This is a genomic window from Peribacillus glennii, from assembly GCF_003429105.1.
Taxonomy (GTDB): Bacteria; Bacillota; Bacilli; order Bacillales; family DSM-1321; genus Peribacillus; species Peribacillus glennii.
This window is the reverse complement of sequence record NZ_QVTD01000005.1, coordinates 285720-310131: the sequence shown is the minus strand read 5'-3', so window position 1 is coordinate 310131 and position 24412 is coordinate 285720. Positions and strand designations below refer to the sequence as shown.

Annotated in this window: 26 protein-coding genes and 2 pseudogenes; 25 read left to right on the top strand and 3 right to left on the bottom strand. The window is 41.8% G+C overall.

The window, feature by feature from the left end; translation table 11 throughout:
* Nucleotides 1-330: 330 nt before the first annotated feature.
* The 23 genes and pseudogenes from D0466_RS10950 to hpf all read left to right on the top strand — a co-directional run bounded on the left by D0466_RS10950 (nt 331) and on the right by hpf (nt 21994).
* Nucleotides 331-1473: a sensor histidine kinase gene (locus D0466_RS10950; RefSeq protein WP_117322593.1), complete on the top strand. Its 1143-nt coding sequence runs from the start codon at nt 331-333 to the stop codon at nt 1471-1473.
* A gap of 134 nt (nt 1474-1607) precedes the next feature.
* Entirely contained in the window at nt 1608-2291 is a 684-nt protein-coding gene (locus D0466_RS10945; RefSeq protein WP_117322592.1) for a response regulator, read from the top strand.
* 255 nt (nt 2292-2546) lie between these two features.
* Nucleotides 2547-3392: a DegV family protein gene (locus D0466_RS10940; protein ID WP_117322591.1), complete on the top strand. Its 846-nt coding sequence runs from the start codon at nt 2547-2549 to the stop codon at nt 3390-3392.
* Between the two features lie 244 nt (nt 3393-3636).
* Nucleotides 3637-5082: a DEAD/DEAH box helicase gene (locus tag D0466_RS10935; RefSeq protein ID WP_117322656.1), complete on the top strand. Its 1446-nt coding sequence runs from the start codon at nt 3637-3639 to the stop codon at nt 5080-5082.
* On the top strand, nt 5045-5776 hold the full coding sequence (locus tag D0466_RS10930) for a ComF family protein (RefSeq protein ID WP_233522614.1): 732 nt from the start codon (nt 5045-5047) through the stop codon (nt 5774-5776). Before D0466_RS10935 ends, D0466_RS10930 begins: the two co-directional genes overlap by 38 nt.
* A gap of 97 nt (nt 5777-5873) precedes the next feature.
* The gene (locus tag D0466_RS10925) at nt 5874-6284 is read left to right on the top strand and encodes a TIGR03826 family flagellar region protein (protein ID WP_117322589.1); all 411 of its coding nucleotides are present in this window, start codon (nt 5874-5876) and stop codon (nt 6282-6284) included.
* A 496-nt stretch (nt 6285-6780) separates the two neighbouring features.
* On the top strand, nt 6781-7044 hold the full coding sequence (gene flgM, locus D0466_RS10920) for a flagellar biosynthesis anti-sigma factor FlgM (RefSeq protein ID WP_117322588.1): 264 nt from the start codon (nt 6781-6783) through the stop codon (nt 7042-7044).
* Between the two features lie 87 nt (nt 7045-7131).
* Nucleotides 7132-7620, top strand: coding sequence for a flagellar protein FlgN (locus D0466_RS10915; protein WP_117322587.1), 489 nt, complete (start codon nt 7132-7134; stop codon nt 7618-7620).
* Nucleotides 7621-7649: 29 nt separating this feature from the next.
* On the top strand, nt 7650-9224 hold the full coding sequence (gene flgK / locus D0466_RS10910) for a flagellar hook-associated protein FlgK (RefSeq protein ID WP_117322586.1): 1575 nt from the start codon (nt 7650-7652) through the stop codon (nt 9222-9224).
* A 10-nt stretch (nt 9225-9234) separates the two neighbouring features.
* Nucleotides 9235-10119 carry a flagellar hook-associated protein FlgL gene (gene flgL / locus D0466_RS10905; protein WP_117322585.1) on the top strand — a complete coding sequence of 295 codons (885 nt, stop codon included), beginning with the start codon at nt 9235-9237 and terminating at the stop codon, nt 10117-10119.
* A gap of 59 nt (nt 10120-10178) precedes the next feature.
* Nucleotides 10179-10769: a DUF6470 family protein gene (locus D0466_RS10900; RefSeq protein ID WP_117322584.1), complete on the top strand. Its 591-nt coding sequence runs from the start codon at nt 10179-10181 to the stop codon at nt 10767-10769.
* Nucleotides 10770-10780: 11 nt separating this feature from the next.
* Nucleotides 10781-11227 carry a flagellar assembly protein FliW gene (gene fliW, locus D0466_RS10895; RefSeq protein ID WP_117322583.1) on the top strand — a complete coding sequence of 149 codons (447 nt, stop codon included), beginning with the start codon at nt 10781-10783 and terminating at the stop codon, nt 11225-11227.
* Between the two features lie 5 nt (nt 11228-11232).
* Nucleotides 11233-11460 carry a carbon storage regulator CsrA gene (csrA, locus tag D0466_RS10890; RefSeq protein ID WP_117322582.1) on the top strand — a complete coding sequence of 76 codons (228 nt, stop codon included), beginning with the start codon at nt 11233-11235 and terminating at the stop codon, nt 11458-11460.
* A gap of 139 nt (nt 11461-11599) precedes the next feature.
* The gene (locus tag D0466_RS23460) at nt 11600-13525 is read left to right on the top strand and encodes a flagellin N-terminal helical domain-containing protein (protein WP_117322581.1); all 1926 of its coding nucleotides are present in this window, start codon (nt 11600-11602) and stop codon (nt 13523-13525) included.
* 82 nt (nt 13526-13607) lie between these two features.
* Nucleotides 13608-15452: a flagellinolysin gene (locus D0466_RS10880; protein ID WP_117322580.1), complete on the top strand. Its 1845-nt coding sequence runs from the start codon at nt 13608-13610 to the stop codon at nt 15450-15452.
* Nucleotides 15453-15699: 247 nt separating this feature from the next.
* Nucleotides 15700-16938 (top strand): flagellin lysine-N-methylase, encoded by a 1239-nt coding sequence (gene fliB / locus D0466_RS10875; RefSeq protein ID WP_117322579.1) that lies wholly within the window; start codon nt 15700-15702, stop codon nt 16936-16938.
* 129 nt (nt 16939-17067) lie between these two features.
* A pseudogene (locus tag D0466_RS23315) lies at nt 17068-17217 on the top strand (flagellin); the annotation flags it as partial.
* A gap of 343 nt (nt 17218-17560) precedes the next feature.
* Nucleotides 17561-17923 (top strand): flagellar protein FlaG, encoded by a 363-nt coding sequence (gene flaG / locus D0466_RS10865; protein ID WP_117322578.1) that lies wholly within the window; start codon nt 17561-17563, stop codon nt 17921-17923.
* Between the two features lie 16 nt (nt 17924-17939).
* Nucleotides 17940-20060, top strand: coding sequence for a flagellar filament capping protein FliD (gene fliD, locus D0466_RS10860; RefSeq protein WP_117322577.1), 2121 nt, complete (start codon nt 17940-17942; stop codon nt 20058-20060).
* 19 nt (nt 20061-20079) lie between these two features.
* Nucleotides 20080-20481 (top strand): flagellar export chaperone FliS, encoded by a 402-nt coding sequence (gene fliS / locus D0466_RS10855; protein ID WP_117322576.1) that lies wholly within the window; start codon nt 20080-20082, stop codon nt 20479-20481.
* Nucleotides 20481-20828, top strand: a complete 348-nt coding sequence (locus D0466_RS10850) for a flagellar protein FliT (protein ID WP_117322575.1) — start codon at nt 20481-20483, stop codon at nt 20826-20828. Before fliS ends, D0466_RS10850 begins: the two co-directional genes overlap by 1 nt.
* Nucleotides 20829-20838: 10 nt before the next feature.
* Nucleotides 20839-21228, top strand: coding sequence for a hypothetical protein (locus tag D0466_RS10845; protein ID WP_117322574.1), 390 nt, complete (start codon nt 20839-20841; stop codon nt 21226-21228).
* A 211-nt stretch (nt 21229-21439) separates the two neighbouring features.
* Nucleotides 21440-21994 (top strand): ribosome hibernation-promoting factor, HPF/YfiA family, encoded by a 555-nt coding sequence (hpf, locus tag D0466_RS10840; RefSeq protein WP_117322573.1) that lies wholly within the window; start codon nt 21440-21442, stop codon nt 21992-21994.
* Nucleotides 21995-22094: 100 nt separating this feature from the next.
* On the opposite strand, the gene D0466_RS10835 is transcribed toward hpf, so the two are convergent.
* A complete protein-coding gene (locus tag D0466_RS10835) occupies nt 22095-22292 on the bottom strand; it encodes a hypothetical protein (RefSeq protein WP_117322572.1) in 198 nt (65 codons plus the stop codon).
* Nucleotides 22293-22670: 378 nt separating this feature from the next.
* Between D0466_RS10835 and D0466_RS10830 the strand changes: the two genes are divergently transcribed.
* Together D0466_RS10830 and D0466_RS10825 are read left to right on the top strand one after the other, a co-directional pair.
* Nucleotides 22671-23237, top strand: a complete 567-nt coding sequence (locus tag D0466_RS10830; RefSeq protein WP_117322571.1) for a chromate transporter — start codon at nt 22671-22673, stop codon at nt 23235-23237.
* Nucleotides 23234-23764, top strand: coding sequence for a chromate transporter (locus D0466_RS10825; protein ID WP_117322570.1), 531 nt, complete (start codon nt 23234-23236; stop codon nt 23762-23764). The genes D0466_RS10830 and D0466_RS10825 overlap by 4 nt, the downstream gene beginning before the upstream one ends.
* A gap of 65 nt (nt 23765-23829) precedes the next feature.
* Here D0466_RS10825 and D0466_RS22905 read toward each other — a convergent pair whose 3' ends face one another.
* Nucleotides 23830-23976: an anti-repressor SinI family protein gene (locus D0466_RS22905; RefSeq protein ID WP_233522621.1), complete on the bottom strand. Its 147-nt coding sequence runs from the start codon at nt 23974-23976 to the stop codon at nt 23830-23832.
* Nucleotides 23977-24050: 74 nt separating this feature from the next.
* A pseudogene (locus D0466_RS22900) lies at nt 24051-24155 on the bottom strand (helix-turn-helix domain-containing protein); the annotation flags it as partial.
* Between the last annotated feature and the right edge of the window lie 257 nt (nt 24156-24412).

Below are 24412 nucleotides of genomic sequence, written 5' to 3'. Positions count from 1 at the left end.
TTCTTCTTTTATGTCAGCCGGGTTAACTCTATGAATACAGTGTTTATAAGGGTTTTGTGAAGAACTCTTCAAGAATCCGCTCCTTTTTTGCAGGAAGATGATATAATCTACCATTTGATTGTTAGAGGCCATATGCATTAGGATAAAAGTATACTAAATAAATAGCTGACTAAAAAGTTTTTTACCTGGTTCGGCTTCCCCTGCGACAGCTCCAGGATCGTTAGCGACATACATAAGGAGCCGCGTTTTAAAAGCGGCACTTCCAATAATGCAAAACAACAATCTATTAAAACATGACACTCCTGTTGGAATAAAACGGAGGAAATCAACATGGCCATAAAAAAAGTAGATGCCAAGGTACTTGACAGCATTTTAGAGACAATGGTAACGACGGTCGGCGAAAGCAAATCAGAGATATTTGAAATCGAAGAGCAGTGCCGTCGGGATTATGAAGACATAACAAAAGAGCTTGATGAAGTGAAGCGCAAGGTGGCCATCACGATTGCGGAAGGCGATGCTCTTGAAGTAAACGCACGCTTTGCAAGAAAAAGGTTATCGGAAGTAAGCATGCATTTCGCCAAGTATAATGAAGCACAGGTGCGCGATGCTTATGAGCGGGCCCATAACATGCAGGTCGACCTTCAAATGAACCGCCAGCAGGAAAAGCAGCTGCGGTTAAGGCGGGATGACCTGGAACGAAGGCTGAAAGGGCTGCAGCAAACCATTGCCCGCGCGGAACATCTCGTGTCGCAAATATCCGTTGTTTTGAACTACTTGACGAGTGATTTAAGACAGGTTGGGGAAGCGCTGGAGGATGCGCGGCGGAAACAGGATTTCGGCTTGAAGATCATCGAGGCCCAGGAAGAAGAAAGGAAGAAGCTCTCCAGGGAAATTCACGATGGCCCCGCCCAGATGCTGGCAAACGTGATGATGCGTTCCGACCTGATCGAACGCGTGTACCGCGAGCGGGGGGCGAATGAGGCGCTTACGGAAATTCGCAGCCTGAAATCGATGGTACGGAATGCACTATACGAGGTGCGCCGGATCATTTACGACCTGCGGCCTATGGCGCTGGACGATTTAGGCTTGATTCCTACCCTCAAGAAATATTTGCAAACAGTCGAAGAATATAATGATGGCGTCACTTTGGAATTCAAGAACCTTGGAGAGGAAAAACGGCTTCCTTCCGAAATGGAGGTGGCGCTGTTCCGCCTTATCCAGGAAGCGGCACAAAACGCATTGAAGCACGCCAGCCCAAGGCATATCATGGTCAAACTATCGATGACAAAAGAAATGATCTCTGTCTCGATAAAGGATGATGGCAAAGGCTTCGATTCCACCCAGCAAAAACAAGGGTCATTCGGCTTAATGGGAATGAAGGAAAGAGTGGAATTGCTTGAGGGGGAAATGTCCATCGATTCCCATCCCGGAACGGGAACGCTTGTGTTTATCCAAGTGCCGTTAAAGAAATAAGAGATTCCTTTTGCAAATAGTAGATAACCCACCGATTTGGACTGCCCTTTTTAAAGGGTAATCCAGAGGCGGACGGGAAGTTTTTTCGAAATAGAAAAAAATAGATTACAAGTGAACTTAGGGGGGCGAACTCATTGAAAACAAGTATCACTATCATTGATGACCATCAATTGTTCCGCGAAGGGGTTAAGCGGATTTTGGATTTTGAACCATCTTTCGAAGTCGTGGCAGAGGGCGATGACGGAAGCGAGGCAATGGACATTGTTGAAGAACATAACCCGGATGTCGTCATTATGGACATCAACATGCCGAACATCAACGGTGTCGAAGCAACGAAAATGCTCGTAGACCGCTATCCGGATACTAAAGTCATTATTCTGTCGATCCATGACGACGAAAACTATGTCCAGCATGCTCTAAAAACAGGAGCTTCAGGCTACCTGCTAAAAGAAATGGACGCTGACGCACTGATCGAAGCTGTAAAGGTCGTCGCAGACGGGGGCTCTTACCTTCATCCAAAGGTAACACACAACCTGGTCCGCGAATATCGCAGGCTCGCATCAGACGAAAGAGCTGACGGCGATTCTTCACTACCTGTCGAAATCAGGAGGCCGCTCCACCTGTTAACGCGCCGCGAATGCGAAGTGCTCCAGCTCCTCGCAGACGGAAAAAGCAACCGCGGTATCGGCGAAACCCTCTACATCAGCGAAAAAACCGTCAAAAACCACGTCAGCAACATTCTCCAAAAAATGAACGTCAACGACCGTACCCAGGCCGTTGTTCTTGCCATCAAAAACGGATGGGTGGAAGTGAAATAAATATACCTAAAGAACAGAGAACCTGCAAATGGAGGAGACCCTCCCTTTGGTTGGCTCTCTTTTTTTGAGTCTTGTGGGGCCAGTCCCCCGATGCGGTGGTGCGTTAACACTGTGACGGATTGGGGGTCAGACCCCCGGCACATTAATACGTTAAAGCGACGGCGGACCTCTTTTTTATGCATTTAAAGGCATTTTCCGATAGAATGTTGAATATGTTGCTTAGAAGAAATCTATTAATAAGGATGGTTTTATTCTATGAAAACGGCAGTCGTTACGGATAGTACTGCATATATACCGAAAGATGTCCGCGAAAAGTATCATATACATATGATTCCCCTGAATGTGATCATTGGCCAGGAAGCGTACAGGGAGGAAATCGACCTATCCGCTGATGACTTTTATGAAGAAATTAAAAAGGCGGACAAGCTCCCCACTACGTCGCAGCCCGCGATCGGGCAGTTCGTGGAGTTATTTGAGGAGCTCTCAAAAGATTATGATGCCGTCATCTCTATTCATCTATCCAGCGGGATTAGCGGCACATACCAAGGAGCCGTTTCAGCTGGGGAAATGGTGGATGGAATCGAAGTTCATGCCTACGATACAGAAATCAGCTGCATGGTACAGGGGTTTTATGCGATTGAGGCTGCGCAGATGGCACTGGACGGCAATCCGCCTTCCGAAATCCTTACGAGACTGGATGAAATGAAAAAGTCTGTGCGTGCCTATTTCATGGTTGATGATCTTACAAACCTGCAGAGGGGCGGCCGCCTGAGCAGTGCCCAGGCCCTGATCGGGAGCATCCTTCAGGTAAAACCGCTGCTCCACTTCGAAAATAAGGTTATCGTGCCTTATGAAAAAATTCGTACCCGCAAAAAAGCGATGAAACGGATCGTTGAATTGCTAACGGAAGCCACGGCTGATGGAAGCGAGTATCAAGCGGTCATCATCCATGCCAAGCGGGAAGAAGAGGCCCGGCAATGGAAAGCAGAGATTGAACCTGGGCTGCCTAATGTCAAATTTGACATCGGATATTTCGGTCCTGTTATCGGAACCCATCTTGGAGAAGGCGGGATGGGGTTGGGTTGGTATAAGGTGAAATAAGTACGTAGAAGTCGGTGTTTATTAAGGCTTTGGCTACAATTTTAATGTGGCTGCAAACAAGAGTTCCCGGCGATTTATCTAGACTATCACTATCATTTAGCTATCATAAATTTTGCTTATTGATGTCCTGCCCTCCCGGCGGGACATTTTTATTAGAAATAGAGGTAAATAGCAAAAACACATCGAATACTGGTAATGACAAATACAAAGGAGGTCTTCATTTTTGTTGCAAAAATTCATTTCCATGTTCTCTTCTCCGTCAGCTTCCCCTGCTAGAATAGCCTCACCCAAGAAATCCATCCCGCTTAATCCAGCCTTCGAATATTCACCTGAACTCCAGCAGCATCTCTATGGCCGTCTTCTGCTTCCTGAAGAGATACCTTTTAAAGTTCTCGATGACCATGTTGAAAATGGCTACGTCTCTTCAACTCCCGGGCTAACAAAGGATGAAGGCCGCTATTATTGCACGCGTTGCGGAAATAAAGAACCATCCATGTTTTATAAATTCCCATGCAGCCGCTGCGGCAAATCGTGTGCCTATTGCCGGGCATGCATCATGATGGGCAGGGTCAGTGAATGCACCATATTGTATTCATGGTGCGGCCCGAAATTCTGCTTCGACATTCCGGCAAACGTGCTGGTATGGGAAGGAACTCTGTCAGAAGGACAGAAAGCTGCTTCGGAACGGGTCACATCCGCCATCCACACTAATGAGGAGCTTCTATTCTGGGCAGTATGTGGCGCCGGGAAAACGGAAGTCCTGTTCAAAGGAATTGAAGCCGCGCTTTTGTCAGGAAAAAGACTCTGCATTGCAACGCCGCGCACCGATGTTGTCCTGGAGCTTGCCCCGAGGCTAAAAAAAGCCTTTCCACTTATCGAGGTATCTGCCCTCTATGGCGGCAGTGAAGACAGACACCGCCCTGCCCCTCTCACAGTCTCCACCACCCACCAGCTTTTCCGGTTCAAGGAGGCCTTCGATGCCATCATCATTGACGAGGTAGACGCCTTTCCCTATTCCATGGACACATCACTGCAGTTTGCCGTCAACAAAGCCAAAAAAGAAACTTCCGCAACCATCCTGTTAACAGCGACTCCTTCAAAGAAAATGAAAATAGCCTATGCGAATCGCAAACTCCAGGCCGTTACGATCCCGGCTCGCTTCCACCGGCATCCTATCCCGATTCCAACTATGCACTGGTGCGGAAACTGGAAAAAGCAATTAGAGAACAAAAACATTCCTCCCATCATAGCTGAATGGGTAGAAACACGACTTAAATCTAAAACCCCGATTCTATTATTTTTTCCGAGCATTAAAGTGATGGAACAAGCCCTTCCATTATTTCAGCAGCTCAACAGAGGCCTGCTTGCAGTCCACTCCCAGGATGCTAAACGGAAGGAAAAAGTAACATCGCTCAGAGAGGGGCGGATACCAGGATTATTGACCACTACCATTTTGGAACGCGGTGTGACCATTCCAAAGCTGGATGTAGCAGTGATCGGCTCGGAACATGGGGTTTTCAGCGAAAGTGCGCTTGTCCAAATCGCCGGCCGGGTCGGCAGGAGCGCAAAACATCCAACTGGAACGGTCACTTTTTTTCATTATGGAAAAAGCAATGACATGGTACAGGCCATCAGGCATATCCAGGGCATGAATGAAGAAGCCCGAAACCGAGGCCTTCTGGATGTTTAAAATTAAGAAATGCCTCATATGTAATGAAGAAGTCGAATCTGTCTTTTCCTGGAAAGATATTTGGGTGTCGTCTGATAATGAAAAAATTTGCAGCGACTGTAGAGGGAAGCTGGCGTTTCTTTCCGGGGAAAGATGCAAAATGTGTTCACGGGAGCTTGAGGAAAAGTATCAACAGGATGGGCTATGCCTCGATTGTGTGCGATGGGAAAATGACAGTGAATGGAGAGGATTTTTATCTGCAAACATTTCGCTCTTCCATTACAACGATTTTTTAAAAGAAACAATTGCGAAGTTTAAATATCGCGGGGATTACGCTTTGGCCGAAGCCTTTGCATCATTTGTGGCAGAAAAAATAGAGCACATGAGCCATGATATTATAGTTCCTATCCCATTGAGCAATGAGCGCATGGCGGAACGAGGCTTCAACCAGGCAAAAGCGTTAGCTGAAACGGCTGGTCTGAAAACATACGACGCGTTATTGCGAACCCACACGGAAAAGCAGTCCAAAAAATCGAGAGAAGAGCGAATTAGGCTGGCGCAAGTATTTAAGGTGACAGGCCCTGACACGATTAAAGGCAAAAAAATTCTTCTCATCGATGACATCTACACAACCGGTTCCACCCTGAGGCACGCCGCAAAAATCCTTAAACAATCGGGAGCTGAAGAAATATATTCTCTTACTTTAGCCCGTTAACTTTGAAAATATATTCATAAGGCCTAAATTTTCCCTCACAAACGTTCGATATAAAATGCATAAGGAAAAGAAGTTTCCGCTATAGGGGGAAGAAGTAATGGAATTATCGAACTGTCCAAGCTGTGATGCACTATTTGTCAAAAATAAATTCCGCGATGTGTGCGATGCTTGCTATAAAGAAGAAGAAAAGAAATTTGAATTGGTTTATCAGTATATCCGGAAGCGGGAAAACCGGACTGCCGTGCTATCTCAGGTGGTAGAAGCTACAGGAGTTGAAGAGGATTTAATCCTGAAGTTCATAAAAACCGGAAAACTAAGGACAACCCAGTTTCCCAATTTAGGAATACCATGCGAAAAATGTGGCAAAACCATCCGTGAAGGCAGGATGTGTGCTGAATGCAAGAACAGCCTCCAGTCCGAGCTCAAACACCACGAACAAGATGAAGCACGCCGTCGGGAAATAGAAGAACGGGATAAAAAGGGTGCTTATTTTACGCATCGGGATTGAAAAACGTTATAATTGCATTTAGGGGATTATTAGCCGGGTTTACTTCATCTCAAGTGTGTACAACGGGTGCTATAGTCTAAGCGTTTTGACTGAATTAAAAAGCAGTACCGACCATCTTCAGAAGGTGGTAAAAGAACACCGGCTCGTTATTGATGTACGACAACCAGAAGGTAAAACAAAAGACAAAAAGAAAAAAATAAAATCATAATGTATGGAAAATGCCCATCTGCAAAAAAAGATGAGCATTTTTTAGTTCATTATTCTTATTTTAATTCCACCCATGGGGAAATACTTTAGTGAGACACTCCGGTTTTTCATGACTTTTAACGGATAATAAACCGGATATTAAATCCTCTTCCACTTCAAAAGTCCTGCTTCGACAGCGTATTTGAAAAACTTGTCAACAAAAACTCTTATTAACATTTAAAAAAAATGAACGCACAACCGATATAATAATCAGGGAGAATAGTATTCGGTCGAAAGAGAGGGCTGCAAAATGAAAATTAATAACATTGGTTCTTCAGGGGTTAACCCTTACAATCGCCAATACAACAAAATAGATAAAACAAAAGGATCCGGCATGAAGGCTGACAAATTGGAGATTTCAACACAGGCAAAAGATCTCCAGCATTCATCGCAAATCCCGGAGCAAAGGCAAGCAAGGGTAGAAGAGTTAAAGGTCCAAATTGAGAACGGCACATACAAGGTGGATCCGCGCGCGACAGCCAAAAGCATCATCGATTTTTACTTTAACAAATAGAGAAAAAGCGGACGGTTTTCCTTGCACTGAGTGACCGTCCGTACACATGTTTACCAAACCGCCAAAAACAGCTGAGGGGGTAACGGAATGTCCGCCGAAAAAATTGTTGCATCATTGGAAAAGCTGGTCAAACTACATCAAAGCCTTAACATACTGGCGAACAAAAAAACAGAAATCGTCAAGCTAGGGGACACCGAAGCCCTCAACCAGCTGCTGGTGGACGAACAAAAACACATAAAAGCAATCGATATGACGGAAAAAGAAAGACAATCAGCGGTAACGGCCTTCTTGCAAAGCAAAGGGCAGCCGGCAGAACCGTCGACGATAACCAGAGTAATAGAACTATCTTCACTAACAGAAGCTGAAGCTTTAAATAGATTAAAAGACGAACTAATCGAAGAAGCAGTGAAACTAAAAGAACAAAATCACCTAAACCAACAATTAATCTACCAATCACTGCAATTCGTAAACATAACACTTGACATGCTGCGGCCGCAAAACCAGCAGTTCAACTACGACAAACCTTCACATCAAAAGCAGCAAGGTTCGAACAGCATGTTTGATTCTAGAGCATAGACATTTATATTTGGAACGGAGGAACCAACATGCGTTCAACCTTTATGGGACTGGAAACGGCACGGCGCGGGATGTTTACGCAGCAAGGTGCTTTATATACTACCGGGCATAATGTTGCCAATGCCAATACACCCGGATACACCCGTCAAAGAGTAAATTTTGTTCAAACAGAGCCCTATCCGGGCATTGGCATGAACTCACCCATGCTGCCAGGTCAGATGGGCACCGGGGTTAAAGCGGGTTCAGTACAGCGTGTTAGGGAAAGTTTTCTTGATGTACAATATCGAAGCGAAAACAATAAGCTGGGATATTGGGAGACGCGGGCAGAATCCTATGAAAAAATTGAAGAAATCATGAATGAACCTTCTGATTCAGGGTTAGCCAAAACAATGGATATGTTTTGGCAATCCCTGCAGGACCTTGCCGTCAATGCTAAAAATCCAGGAGCAAGATCCGTTGTACGTCAAAGGGGCGTTGGCGTTTCAGAAACGTTTAATTATTTGGCAGATGCATTAAAGGGTGTCCGACAGGATATCAAGAATGAAATAATGGTAGCCGAAAAAGAGATTAACTCGTTAACCGAGCAAATTAATAAAGTAAATGCACAAATAAGTGATGTGGAGCCACATGGGTACTTACCCAACGATTTATACGATGAAAGGGACCGGTTAATAGATCAGTTGTCTTCCTTGGTTAATATTAAAGTAGACTATGTCAAAAATAGCGGCAATTCGTCGGAGATAGCTGAAGGAAAAGCCATCATAAGTATGGTCAACGACAATGGAACGACAATCGGTCAATTGGTTGGAATAAACGCATCTGTGCCTATCAAAGTCAATTTCGATGGTACAGATGGGTCAGTAAAGACCTTTGACGTTGGAACAACTAACTTTGGCTTTAAGGGCCTCGGTTCACAAGGGAAGCTTCAAGCCCTTATAGAGTCGTATGGATATGTGAGTGACACTCAGGAGGTAGACGGGGTAACTATTGATAAGGTAACTGGCATTTATTCAGATATGCTGAGTGAACTTGATAACATGGCCTATACCTTTGCAATTAAGTTTAATGATCAGCATAAGGCTGGTGTCACACCGAATCAAATGAATCAAAGGACAACGGACCCTACTCCTCCATTTTTTGCTGACTCCGGGAATTCTCAGATAACACTCGGAAATAAAACCGGTTTTGCATCTAGAATAAAAGTAGATAACAGCATTATGGAAAGTCTTGATAACATTGCCAGCGCAAGTGTGTCGAATCCGACAATGGGAGATGCCGCCAATGTATTGGCATTGGCAGAAGTAATTAATACACCGTATGTTTATGGCAATCAAATGAATTCTAACTTAAGAAATTATTATGAAGTAATTGTGGGTGGAATGGCCGTTGATTCCCAGGAAGCTGTTCGTTTGTCCAGCAACAGTGGAGTGCTTCGCCAAGCTGTTGAAGACCGTAGAATGTCAATGAGCTCTGTTTCACTGGATGAAGAGATGTCCAATATGATTCAGTTCCAGCACGCATACAATGCATCTGCCCGTATGATTACATTACAGGATGAACTTCTTGATAAAATCATCAATGGAATGGGCACGGTAGGAAGGTAGGTAAATAAATATGCGAATTACGCAAGGCATGCTTACAGCGAATTCTTTGAAAAATTTAAGCAACAGCTATAACAGATTGGGAATTTACCAAGACCAGCTTTCCACCGGTAAAAAAATCACCAAGCCTTCCGATGATCCTGTCGTAGCTATGAAAGGGATACATTATCGTTCCAATTTGACCGAAATCGAACAATACAAGCGAAACCTTTCCGAGGCTTATTTATGGATGGATAACTCAGAGACTGGAATTGAACAGGTGAATAATGCTCTCCACCGAATCAGGGAGCTTACTGTTCAAGGGAAAAATGGTACACTCGCCCCAGATGACCAGAGAGCGGTCGCCATGGAAATAGACCAGCTAAAGAAGGATATCGTTACCGTTGCTAATTCGAATGTTTCCGGAAGATTTATTTTCAACGGTACAAATGTTGATAAAGCACCGGTAGTTGAGGGAGAACCACCAAGTCTTGCAGCTGATTTTAATACGAAAGACTATAAGGTAGAAGTGTCCCGTGGCATTCTATTGAAGGCAAATGTCATGCCAACAAACGTTTTTAGCAATGAATTATTTACTACCTTGCAAAATATTCAGGATGCACTTAGTGGAGAAAAACCAATCGAAATGCTAGATCAGGAACTGGCTAATCTTGATGATAGAATGGACATCCTTTCAGCAGAACGTTCGGAACTTGGTGCGAGGTATAATCGCCTGGATATGCTTGAGGCACGCATCGATCAACAAGAAGTGATGGCCAAACGTATAATTTCCGATAATGAAGATGCAGAAATTGAAAAAGTGATTACCGATTTAACACTGCAAGAGAGTGTCCACCGGGCCGCCCTCAGTGTAGGTTCGAGAATTATACAGCCGACCCTTTTAGACTTTTTAAGATAAGAGCTATTTCATAATGAAATGGCTTTTTTTTTAATTTTCCGAGATAGAGGGGATGAAAAATGAATTTTCCTCAAGTAAGGTTACAAACAAGCCCAGCGTTAATTGAAATAAGTACAAAACGAGGCAGGCAGAGTATCGAGCAGCCGCAAGCTGAACTTGATATCCAGCAGCCTAAAGCCGAACTTACCATTAACCGAACCCCATCCAAATTGACAATAGATCAGACAAAGGCAAGAGAGGATGTTGATTTAAAGAGTATCGGGAGCCGCATCGAGGAGGCGGCACAGTTAGGTAAACAAAAATGGCTGGAAGGCATTGAAAGAAGAGTGCGAGACGGCGAGGAACTAATGAAGATTGAAAACGGAGGCAATGCCATTGCGAATCAGGCGAAACGAAATGGCAGCAAACCAATTTATGAGTATAATGTTGGATGGGTGCCCCATCATGGTTCGGTATCAATCGACTATCAGCCAGGAAATGTAGAAGTCAATGTGAAAATCAATAAACCTGTTATGAATAACAGAGCGAACAAGCCTATTGTTTCTTACGAACCTGGTGAAGTGGAAATACGCTTAAAACAGTACAATTCATTAAATGTTGATTTTGATAATTTAAAGTTTGTTGGAACCAATTATGAGCAAACTATATAAAGGGTGAGACAATGAAAATACAAAGTATATATCACGGTGAGATTGAAATCGAGGAAACTCAAATCATTTCCTTTGACCGAGGACTGCCGGGCTTCTTAGATCAAAAAAAGTTTGCGATAATCCCATTAGCAGACGATGACACTTTAATGACCCTTCAATCCATCCAGAACGCACAGCTTGCATTCGTCATCGCCAACCCATTTTCTTTTTTTACAGATTATGATTTCACAATTGATGAAGCGACAATCGAACAATTGAAGCTCGATTCGCCAGATCAGGTGCAGGTTTATTCAATACTGACAGTACAAGAGCCTTTTGATAAAACAACCGCTAATCTCCAAGCTCCCATTATTATAAATAAATCGAGTAATATTGGGAAACAAGTCATCCTAAATCAGACTCCATATACAACGAAGCATAAAATATTCCATCAAACTAAAAAAGCTTCAAAGGGGTGAAATAGATGCTCGTCCTTACAAGAAAAAACGGAGAAACAATCAAAATCGGCAACGATATCGAAATAACAATCATCTCTTCGAAAAATGACCAGGTGAAAATCGGCATTAAAGCCCCGAAGGAAATAGAAATCGTTAGAAAAGAACTTTTTGAAGAAGTATTAAGAGAGAATCAACAAGCCGCAATAGAAATATCCGCCTTGCAGGAATTTATAAATAAGAACAAGAAAAAATAATTACGAAAATCTATTAAAAGAAAATCTCAACTGACGATAATAATATTGTAAGAGAAAGCAGGGGCGGCCGACCTTGCCAACTCTCAAATAAATGGTTGGTTCACAAGGATGTGAACCCGATATTCAAGGAGGAAAATCAATGCGTATTAATCACAATATCGCAGCGCTTAACACATATCGTCAGTTAACAAGTGCTTCAGGTGCTCAATCTAAATCAATGGAGAAATTATCTTCAGGTCTTCGTATCAACCGTGCTGGTGATGACGCTGCAGGTCTTGCAATCTCTGAAAAAATGCGTGGACAGATCCGTGGTCTGGATCAAGCGCAACGCAACTCTCAAGATGGTATCTCTCTAATCCAAACAGCTGAAGGTGCATTAAACGAAACTCATGCAATCCTTCAACGTATGCGTGAGCTAGCAACTCAATCATCGAACGATACTAACACTGGTGACGATCGTAAAGAAATTCAAAATGAGATCAACCAGTTAACTTCTGAAATTAACCGTATTGGTAATACTACTGAGTTTAATACACAAAAGTTGCTTAACGGTGGTAAACAAACAACATCGGCTGTTAGTGTAACAGCTACTACTACTGGTGTAGCTGCCGGAGGAACAGCGGTAGGAACAGTGGGCGTAGTAACAGAGAAAACTACTTATGCTCCAGGAGCGGTGACTACACCTGCAACAAACATTTCTTCACCTACTAGTATGACTAAAAATGCATTAAATACTGCAACTGCAGAAGCGCAAATTAGTGGTACATTTACTGGTACTAGTGATGAAATATTAACACTTCAAAAGACATCTACTGGTTGGTCTATTGATGGTGGCTCATCAGATGTTGTTTTATCTGCTGGAACATTTACTCATAAAGGTATGACGGTTGATGTATCTGGTATATCAGATGCTGTAACAGGTGATAGCTGGACTCAGAGTTTGACTGCAGAAGTTAGAGGAGCCGATACAAAAGCTCAATTTGAATTTGATGTTACAAAGAACCTTGCTAATGGTGAGTCCGTAACGGTAGGCGGTAAAACATATACAGGAGCTACGGGAACACCAGGTGCTGGAGAATTTCAAATCGGTGCTGACGAGAAAGCAACTGCAACAGCTTTAGCGGCTGCAATTAATGGTGATGCTACTAATACATTCAGTGCAACAGCTGATGCAGCTGGCAAGATTACTCTTACTCAAAGAACAGCAGCTCCAGCACCTTCGGTACCAACGGTGAATGTTACTGCAGCAGCAACATCAGGAGTATCCAGCTTTGACGTTAGCGCATTAAAAGCAGGCGACTCTTTCAAAATCGATAATACTACAATCACTGTCACAGATGATGCGAACGATGCAGGACTTGCTGACGGAACAAAAGTGTTAGCTGGAACTTCTGCGTCTGATCAAGCGACTCAATTAAAAGATGCCATCACTAAAAATGCTACTTTGAATGCTAAGTATGCAGCATCTGGTACAGGTGCGAATGTTGTTTTAACTCAGCAAGCTGGACAAGAAAGCGCAACTACACCTACAATATCAACTACACAGGCTGCAGGAAATGGTTTCAAAGCTAGCTTCCAAATCGGTGCTAACACTGGCCAAAGCTTTGAGGTTGGAATCGCAGATATGCGTTCACAAGCTCTAGGGGTAAGTGGTGCATCTAGTGAATCAACAGTGCAATCTAAATCTAATTCAGCTGTAACAGCTACTTATACAACCGCTACTGATGTTACGGATGGTACGTCTAATGTAGGTGCTGAAAAAGCTCTTGATGTTTCAACACATGCAAATGCAACAGCGGCAATCACAATTCTTGATGATGCAATTAATGCAGTTTCTGCAGAGCGTTCTAAACTGGGTGCTTACCAAAACCGTTTAGACCATACAATTAACAACTTAGGAACATCTGCTGAAAACTTAACAGCTGCTGAGTCTCGTGTACGTGACGTTGACATGGCAAAAGAAATGATGACTCAAACAAAGAACTCAATTCTTTCTCAAGCTGCTCAAGCGATGCTTGCTCAAGCAAACCAACAGCCTCAAGGAGTACTTCAGTTACTTCGTTAATCAATGAGGACGGGGATACCGGGGATTTCCCCCGGTATCTTTTTTTATTTATAAAAATGGTTTGTGAGAGGGGAAAATAACATTGAGAATCAATCATAATATTGCGGCGTTGAATACCTATCGCCAACTGACAAGTGCATCTGCTGGCCAATCCAAATCCATGGAAAAACTGTCTTCTGGACTTCGGATCAACCGTGCTGGCGATGATGCCGCAGGTCTGGCCATCTCAGAAAAAATGAGAGGACAAATCCGTGGTTTGGACCAGGCTCAGCGTAACTCACAGGATGGGATTTCATTAGTTCAAACGGCTGAAGGTGCGTTAAACGAAACTCACTCTATTTTACAACGTATGCGTGAGCTTGCGACTCAAGCCGCCAATGATACAAATACAGCAGATGACCGTAAAGAAATTCAACGAGAGATTAATCAATTAACTTCTGAGGTTAATAGAATTGGTAACACTACAGAATTTAATACGAAGAAACTATTAAATGCTGGTGTGAGTGATTCCACTACTGTGAATGACATCCTGGACGGAATCAAGAACAAAGGATGGTTAACCCAAGCGGAAGATCGAATCTTTGCTGAATATGGTTTAAAAGGCAGTGGTGAGAATCTATCCATTATTTTAAAAACAGATGCACCGGGTGGAACAGCGGCCTATGTGACCGGTTCGACAGGAACAACCGATCAAACATTGACAATTGATGTTAGTGATTTCACTCCAAGCTCGGGTGCTAGTGGAGACAATGGCTCCGGGGGTGCGAATTACAGTGATCGTGTCCTTGCACATGAAATGGTTCACGCTGTTATGAACTCGGAGTTTGGCGTGGAAGATACAATCGACATGGCTAAGTGGTTCAAGGAAGGATCCGCTGAGTTTATTCATGGTGGAGACGAACGGTTGGAATATTATATCTCTGACGGTAACGGCGGTTTTGACTCCGCAAAAGTAAATGACATGGTAACTCGGGCTACTGCGCTTCTAAATGGTGCCGAATGGAATGGCGATAGCAAGGATTATGCGGCTGGATATATGATTGTAAAGTATTTAGATAATCAAATAACAGCTAATAACGGAAGCACAGACATTAAAGATTTAATGACAAATATCAAAAGTTTAGTGGGATCTAATTCAGGTAATGATGCTCTGAAAACTGCAATTGCCAACACGACAGGCGGAACGTTCTCTGATTTTGTTTCGGATTTCTCCACTAATGCAGCATCCAGCATTTCCAGTTATATCAGTTTTACAAACGGGGCTGAAGCTGACACAGGTGCAGTGGGTGGTTCAGACTATGGTGGTTCAGCTCTTAATGCTGAAAATGTCTTTGATAACACAACAGGTGTTACTGCTGGACAAGTATCTAAATACTTTAATGCGACATTTCCGGATCCATCTAGCGTGTCATCTTCAGTTAGTCTGCAGATTGGTGCAAATACGGCCCAAAGCTTTACCATTCAATTGAAAGACATGAGGGCCGATGCTTTGAATATTAGTGGTGCAGCGGGTGTTGAAACGACGGCAGAAAATGCGACCACAAAAGCGAAGTACACAGCTATTGATCCAGCGGATTCTTCAATGGGTGTAACGAATGGAACTGAAAATACTGTTGTGGAATATGCTCTTGATGTAACTACCCACGAGAACGCGACTGCTGCAATTGAAATTTTCGATGATGCCATTAAAAAAGTATCATCTTTCCGTTCGGAATTGGGTGCCTATCAAAACCGTTTAGAGCATACGATCAATAATTTGGGTACTTCAGCAGAAAACCTGACAGCTGCAGAATCCCGAGTTCGTGATGTGGATATGGCGAAAGAAATGATGACTCAAACGAAAAACTCTATTCTTTCTCAGGCAGCACAAGCAATGCTGGCACAGGCAAATCAACAGCCACAAGGAGTACTTCAGCTTTTACGGTAATAATAGAAAAAGACATGTTTACGGACATGTCTTTCTGTGTTATTTACTAATTTTTACTTTTTATCTTATGAATAAGATCCTTTATTCGTTAGACCCCTATCCTATTAAACCTCACCAAAAAATGAATCCCCGATTAAGTTAACATTTTCTTTGAGAATCCGATATATACTTCGACAAAAATAGTAATTTAAGGATTATAAACTGTTTTTATTCTTTTATTCCGAATCTTATTGCAAAAGGAGTACTTATGTCTCAAAAAACTCGCTCTTTATTAATCCCTCAATATATGAATCAATTCAGTTGTATCGGATCTGCTTGTGAAGATTCATGTTGTGCAGGCTGGCAGGTCAATATTGATCAAAAAACATATAAGAAATATAAAAAATCGCATGATCTAGAGTTAAAGCCACTTTTTCATAATAAGTTGGCAAGAACTCGAGCAAATTCATCCACCGAGGCCTATGCCAAAATCAAAATGGACCAGTCGGGGTGTTGTTCATTTTTAAGCGAAGACAGGTTATGTAAGATCCAGTTGAATTTAGGTGAGGAGTTTCTTTCAAATACATGTGCTATTTATCCGCGGCACATAAACGAAATTAATGGAGTGGTTGAAAAATCAATAACATTGTCGTGCCCAGAAGCGGCTAGACAAGTGCTGCTTAATCAAGACGGTATTGAATTTATTGAAACAACGGAGCCAATGGGCTCACGGACATTTATAGGAAAAAGGTTGGATACCCGTCATTCACCGCTAACTACAGCTTATCATTCTTATTTTTGGGATTTAAGAATCTTTACCATTCAATTGTTGCAAAACCGAGTATATTCCGTGGATGAACGCCTCATGATTTTAGGCATGTTTTATAATAAAGTCCAGCAATATATAGAACAACACAAGACTGAAGAAATACCAGCTGTGATTGACTCCTTTACCCGTCTGATAGAGGATGGCAGCTTAATACCATCTTTAAAAGAGATTCCTGCGCTGGCAGATATTCAAATGAAATTGTGCAAAGAGCTAGTCGATCACAGGTACAGTCAAGGAATAAACAATCAGCGTTATAAGGAATGTCTAACCGAAATGCTTGTAGGACTTGGATTTACGAATGATGCGTCAATGAAAGACGTGGCTGGAAAATACGAACACGCCTACATTAGCTATTACAAACCATTTATGGATGAACATAATTATATCCTAGAAAATTATTTAGTTAACCATGTATTTAAAAACCTATTTCCATTAGGGCAAGCTACTGTTTACGATGATTATGTTATGCTTATTGTCCATTATGCGATGATCAAACTTCACTTAATTGGTATGTCCGGCTACCATAAGGGGATGACTACGGACTATATAATTAAACTAATCCAATCTTTTGCTAAAACTGTGGAACACAATACTGCATACTTAAATAATATCTTCACACTATTAAGAGAGAATGACTTAACAACCATGGCTTACATGGCAGTTTTAATTAAAAACTAATAAACTATTGGTCAAGAGTTTTCATTATACTTAGGCTTCTCTCTTCGGAGGGAAGTCCTTTTTATCATTTTTATGTCTATTAGCGCTACTAAATGTATTTCACGTCGATACTATTACAAACCATTAATACTTCGTGACGCAGGTCTGGCTAAAGAAATGATGGCACATACGAAGAATTCAATTCTTTCCCAGGCAGTACAAGCAATATTGGCTCAAGCAAATCAGCAACCCCAAGGAGTACTTCAACTATTTATTTATTGGAGAGGGACTTATACATAATCACCGTACCGCCTTTTTTCGGCAAGTCCCTCGGGCAAAGGCTTGAATTCGCTCGGCAAGCGCCCCTCAAAAAACAGAATATATCCTGGAATAATTTCTAATACTGGCCAAATATAAACTTATCGTTATTATGTGAAGTTTTCATCACCTCTACTTATTTTCAAGCAATTTGTCTCCAATATGAGTTCTCTTATCTGTCACCATAACATTTCTCCCTCATATAACTATTTTATAATCTATTTGCAATCAGATTTAAGCTTCATGATATTTTCTTTACACACTGGAAATTTTAATAAAGCTGTCGATATAACTACTGATATCACAAAGAATAGGAGGAACCTAAATGATTGAAAGGGTTTCAGCACAAGGCGGTTCCTATTCAACACGAACTACAGCTTTAGATAATGTGGAGACGCAAACGAACAATAGCAAAAATAATTCGAATCATGAAGAAAAGGCTTTTACAAATAGCTCGGAAAATAAAAAGAAGAAACTTGATAAAATAGTTGAGGGAATGAATGAGTTTCTCCAACCTTCAAATACTTCTTTGAAATTTGAGCTTCACGATAAGTTAAATGAGTATTATGTGACGATTGTGGATGACACAACCCATGAAGTTATCAAGGAAATTCCATCTAAAAAGATGCTGGACATTTATGCGGCCATGACTGATTTTGTGGGGTTGCTGGTAGATAAAAAGATTTAAGCAGGTGATTTAAACAATGGTACGAATTGGCGGATTGGCTAGCGGGATGGATATTGATCAGCTCGTTGGGGATTTAATGAAGGCGGAACGAATACCTCTTGATAAATTGAAGCAGAATAAACAGATTCTTGAGTGGCAGCGAGATGATTTTCGCTCTATTAATACCTTGCTTTTAGATTTCAGAAGTCAGTTGACGCAGATGAAACTGAGTTCCAATTACCGGGTGCGCCAGGCGGCTTCAACAAATGATACAAAGGTCTCCGTTTCTGCCACCAGTGCAGCAAACCTATCATCTTTCACGATTTCAAATGTCACCCAGTTGGCTAGTGCGGAAACTCGGGTGAATGAAGGAAAAATCTATAACACTAGTTTTGATCCGAGCCAGAGTTTATATGCGCAGAATACGAACTTTACTAACCCAGCGACCAACATTTGGCGAAGTGGTGCATTAAAATCCATATCCTATAACCTAACGGAAACTACTGGAACTGACAAAACTATAGATGTAGGTGTTAGTCAGGCTAATATGATAGCTGATGAAAGAACCAACTGGAGTGTGAAAGTAAACGGAATAGGATTTAAGGCAGTTGTTGCATCTGAAATAACTGATGCGAACGGCGTTCAAAGGGCATTGAAGCAGGATGAGGTCCTTATTACAGATGCTGGTAAACTCCAATTTGGAAAAGAAATTGCACAAGGCAGTACGATTAAGGTCGACTACATTGCAAATGATATGACTGAATCCTTATCTTTGTCTAAAAATACTAGCTCCTGGCAACTATCGCAGGGAGCAATTAATAGTATTTCATCCTTTAAGCTAGTTACAACGACAAAGGTTACAAGTGGAAATACAACAACAGAACAAAAAGAGGAAACTGCGTATACTGTCGAAGGAACGGACATCAAACAATCAGGTGTCACGGTAGGTTCTATTGACATGACTACTGGTAAAATAACTTTTCTAGAGAATAAATTACCTAAGCCAGATGATAACACTCCCAACATATCTTACAAGTTAGAAGCAACATATTCACATAAGTTTACCAATTTTACAATGAGCAGCCATACATCAAATGGAACTCGGTATGACCAATTTCTAGTATCTGGTAGTGAGTCATTAAATAATGTGATGTCAAAAGTTAACTCTGCGAGTGTTGGGGCAACTATGTTTTATGACACTTTTACAGGTCAGATGACATTAACTAGATCGGAAACTGGCGACTATAATGATGCTGGGGCGGAGTTGAATACATATGGAAGTTTAATCAACGATGTTCTACGCTTTAGAAATCATACGATCAAAGTAGATGGTAAAAACGCAATATTGGAAATTAATGGGCTAACAACAGAGAGAACTTCCAATACTTTTCAAATGAATGGGGTCACTTTTACTTTAAAAAAAGAATTCACTGATTCTGTCAGTACTTCAATCAGTAATAATGCCGAAAAAGTCGTTGAAAACATTAAAAACTTTGTTAATAAATATAATGAAATGATTGAAACGATGCGCAAAAAAATATCAGAGGAACGTTATGGCAGTTATTTACCGCTTACAGACCAACAGCGGGAACAATTGAGTGACAAACAACAGGAATCATGGGAAGAAAAAGCAAAAAGTGGTTTGCTTAAAAGAGACCCTATAATATCTACTGCTATAAATGCGATGCGACTCGATTTCTATCAACCCGTTATCAATGATAGTGTTCAAACGCCTTTTAACCAGTTAGCTAAGATTGGAATCAAAACCACCTCTAATTATTTAGAGGGAGGGAAGTTGGAGTTGAATGAAGCTCAGCTAAGACAAGCCATCGAATCTGACCCGGAATCCGTCGAAAAGCTTTTTACAGGAACTGGAACGACTGAAAGCCAAAAAGGTTTGGTCCACCGTTTATATGATACGGTTTTAGCTACTATGGATAAATTGAAAGTTAAAGCTGGTAACTCATTTTCAACAAATCAGCAATTCACAATCGGTAAGCTTCTTGACAATATGAACAAATCCATAGACCGTTTTGAGGAAAAATTAACAAGGACGGAGGATCGCTATTGGCGCCAATTCACAGCAATGGAAAAAACAATCCAGAAATCAAATGAACAGATGAGTTATCTGATGCAGCAGTTTGGCGGAGGAGCTTAATAAAAAGGAAGTGTTTTAAATGGCAATTGGAAATCCATATCAAGCATATCAACAAAATTCTGTTAACACCGCATCTCCGGGTGAACTGACACTTATGCTTTATAATGGCTGCCTGAAGTTTTTGCTGCAGGCTAAAAAAGCAATCGAGACAGGTTCTATTGAGGAAAGAAATAAAAATATCCAAAAGGTCCAGAACATCATCCAGGAATTGATGGTTACTTTGAATATGGATATTGCTGTTTCAAAAGATTTAATGTCTCTCTATGATTACTTAAATCGTAGATTGGTGGAAGCTAATCTGAAAAATGATATATCCATTATTGAAGAGGTTGAGGGGTTTGTGACAGAGTTCCGGGATACCTGGAAGGAAGTTGTACAAATCAACCGCCAGAAGCAGTTTGCACAAGGTGGCCAAATATAGTGAGCCCCTTGCGAAGGTTTTATGAAACTACGCTTGAACTGATTGACCTGCTCGAAGGCAATGAACAACGGGAACGGGACGAAAAGATTGTGTTGATAGAGGAATTGCTTTCCTTACGCGACCAGTTGATCAAGTCGATACATCCTCCTTATACCGAGGAAGAAAAAGAACTGGGATTGCAGTTAATTGCACTTAACAATAAGCTCAATATCCTTCTAACTGGAGAAAAAGCTGCCATCCAAAAAGACATCAAACAGTTAAGTGTAAAAAAAGAATCAACCAGTAAATATATTAATCCTTATCAATCTTTTTCAACTGATGGTATGTTTTACGATAAACGAAAATAGGTGAACATCTTTGACTACTACTTTAACAGAAATTCAACATCAGCTACTTCAGCAATACACAGGTTTGCTGGAAACGATTGAAGAAGCCTTTGACTATGTATCCAAGAGTTTCGAGAACTACGAGCTGACCGAAGGAGATCGTATTTTAGGGGACATTTTCTCAGCTTTTGGCCAGCTTGCGTCCACTAATGTCCAGGTCGCAAACTTGTATTTTGAGAACCGTTCAATACAAGAAAAAGTATACGAATTTGAAAGTGTCATTAAGATACTCAACCCGGCAGAAATTAATTTGACAGACCCAGTATTGAAACAACAGATTATCAATGATAAATTAAGTCCTGCTTTTACAGCATGGTCTAGAAATATTCAAAATGTATTAAAACCTTACATCGAGTCTTAACCGTCTGATCTCCAGGCGGTTTTTATATGGAGTTCATTTCTTTCAACCATCTTACAATGTGATGATAGGTGTAAATACAGTACCTTTCAATTTCCTTTCCTCAACAATCCCTCCACAATTTCGACAATTTTTTTTCCCGGTTTGTGAAGGTAATGTTAAGGGTATCGTAGAATATATTTAACATAGCCATATTTAAAGGAGGACTCAGTTTATGAATTACAACGTTCGTGGTGAAAACATCGAGGTAACTCCAGCAATTAGAGAATATGTAGAGAGAAAGATCGGGAAATTGGAGCGGTATTTCAGCGATACGTCCAATGCTGATGCGCATGTGAATTTGAAGGTTAATAATAGTACGTCTAAAGTGGAAGTTACCATTCCAATGCCGAATTTGGTTCTTCGGGCTGAAGAAGCTAATGCTGATATGTATGCGGCAATTGATTTGATTGTCGACAAGCTGGAGCGCCAAATCCGTAAACATAAAACGAAAGTAAACCGGAAGTTCCGGGCAACTGCAGGCACTGCTGAGCTGTTTTCCACAATTGAGGAGAGCGGAACTGTGGCTGTGGAGGATGAGGAAGACAATGAGCTTGAAGTTGTCCGTAATAAGCGCTTTGACTTAAAGCCGATGGACAGCGAGGAAGCGATCCTTCAGATGAATATGCTCGGCCATAGTTTCTTCGTTTATACGGATACTGAAACGAATGCGACCAACGTCGTGTACCGCCGGAGAGACGGTCGTTACGGATTGATTGAGACTAAATAAGGATTCACTGAAATGATACGGCCAACGCAGTTCTGTATTCACAGGACTGCGTTTTATATTGCCAGGTTGTGGTGAAACCTCTTCTTAATAATAGGGAATATTATTCTTGCATTTTCTCCACCTTTTTCAGGCAAGTTTCGCATGTGACCTCGTCGAGTTGTTTAAATACAATATTGCGCAGGTCTTGTCTGTTCAGTTCATAAAAGGAATTGTGTTTCAGTCCGCATAGGCATTGGTTCTGGTCTTTGACGATATGTACGGTTTGGTCTTTTTTGCTTTGATAGGTTGGATAGAACATTGGCATTCCTTTCCCTGTTTAGTCAGAACTGATGAGTTTTTGGTAAATATTCCTACTCTACTATAGCAATCCTGTTTTTCGATTTCATGAGAAAAAAGCAGGATTATGTCAAAATTCCGACAAATCGACAACCTTTTTTGCAAGGAACAAAATGATTGAGTACATAGCATTTTTGTTGAAATAAGGGCAATTTGGACTTGAAACGGGGTTAGTTGATTCAGGTGTTAAAAACGGATGACTGAATAATCTGCCGGCACTGTGTACTGACGGGAGCAAAGACTGCGTGGTAATATAGAAATAAAAAAGGGTACAACCGGAGATATGGCTGTAACCCTTTCACCTTGCTTATTAGAGGGCTGATAGAGAGGTTGAATACAATTGAAGCAAAGAGACATTTTTATGGCATTCTTTCGGGCCGGCATGCTCGGGTACGGCGGAGGGCCGTCTTCGATACCGCTCGTGAAGAAGGAAGTAGTCGATAGATATAAATGGATGGAAGCGGATGAGTTCGGGGATGTCCTCGCATTGGCCAATGCGCTGCCGGGCCCGATAGCGACAAAGCTGGCCGGGTATATCGGCTATAGGGTAGGCGGGTTTAGGGGGCTTTTGAACGGTCTTATTGGGACCATGGTGCCGACGATTTTTTTAATGATTTTATTGATGACGGCTTTGAATTCCTATAAAGACCAGCCATGGGTTGAGGGAATGTCTAAGGCCGTAATCCCTGTGGTCGCCGTGATGCTTTTGACGATGACCTGGGAGTTCTTTAAAAAGTCCACACAATCCAGTTTAGGCTGGGTTGGGACGTTTGTTTTCGTCGTGGTCAGTTTAGTGTTGATCCAAGCGGTACATATTCATCCGGCTATCATTATTTTTGCTTTATTATTGGGAGCTCTTTTGAAAAAGAATTCTCCTGCCAAAGAAAAGGGGACTCCATCGCCATGATTTATTTACAAATTTTCTGGGCTTTTTTTGTGCCGGGGATTCTTGGGTATGGGGGCGGCCCTGCCTCGATCCCGCTTATTGAAAATGAAGTCGTGGACCGTTATGGATGGCTTACCGTGAACGAATTCAGCGAGGTGCTGGCGCTGGGAAATACACTGCCGGGACCCATTGCGACCAAAATGGCAGGGTATATTGGGTATGAACAGGGCGGCATCCTCGGTGCGTTCATGGGTGTGTTTGCGACCGTTGCGCCTTCTTTGATCCTGATGCTTGGCCTGCTTGGCCTGTTGATGCGGTATAAAGAATCGCCAAGGGTGAAGCGTATGACCGTTGTGGTCAGGCCTGTTATCGCTGTACTCCTCGGTGTGATGACGTATGATTTCTTTTTTTCATCCTATGAAGGTCTCGGATGGATCCAGACTTTGGTTATAGGAGCCATCAGCTACGTGTTAATGGAAAGGGTCAAGGTGCATCCGGCATATGTGATTGCAGGGGCACTGATTTACGGAGGGATTTTCCTTGGTTAGATTAGTAGAATAAAAGTCTCCGTTTATGCCATAAACGGAGACTTTTTTCGTGTTCAAGGCATTTTTTACTGCTCCTCCTCGCTGTTCCTCTTAAACTTGATAAATTCCAGCCAAAACGAAAACCCCTGTGTGCTTGCTCCCGACTGGATGGCCTCAGACAGCAGGTCCAGCCATTCAGGATCGAGATAGCCGTTCTCCTGCTGCTCTCCCAACAATTCCTCAGGGTATCGAGGCTTTTTGCGATTTTTGCCAATATCTTTATGGAGGGATTCTTCTGTATACCGCGCTCGATATAGCTTAGATAAGATTTGGAGATGCCGGTTTCTGCAGCTAATTGATTTAAAGAATACCCTTTCTTCAAACGGAAATTTTTTATTTTGTCTCCAACCATGTCAGGTTCCCCTCATTAATATAGTGCTATCTCTATTCATTATACAGAACAATTTGTTCATTAAAAAATATGAAAAAACAAGGCAGGCAGAGGCAATTCGAGATAACGAACGGAAATCGTTATTTTTATTGCAAAAATAACCATTTGTGATATTTTGGAAGATAAATTCTTTGTACTATACTATATCTAATAGTTCTTTAAAAAGAACATAAGATATGCGGGAATATTTTTATTTTTCATGTTTTATTTAGGGCTTA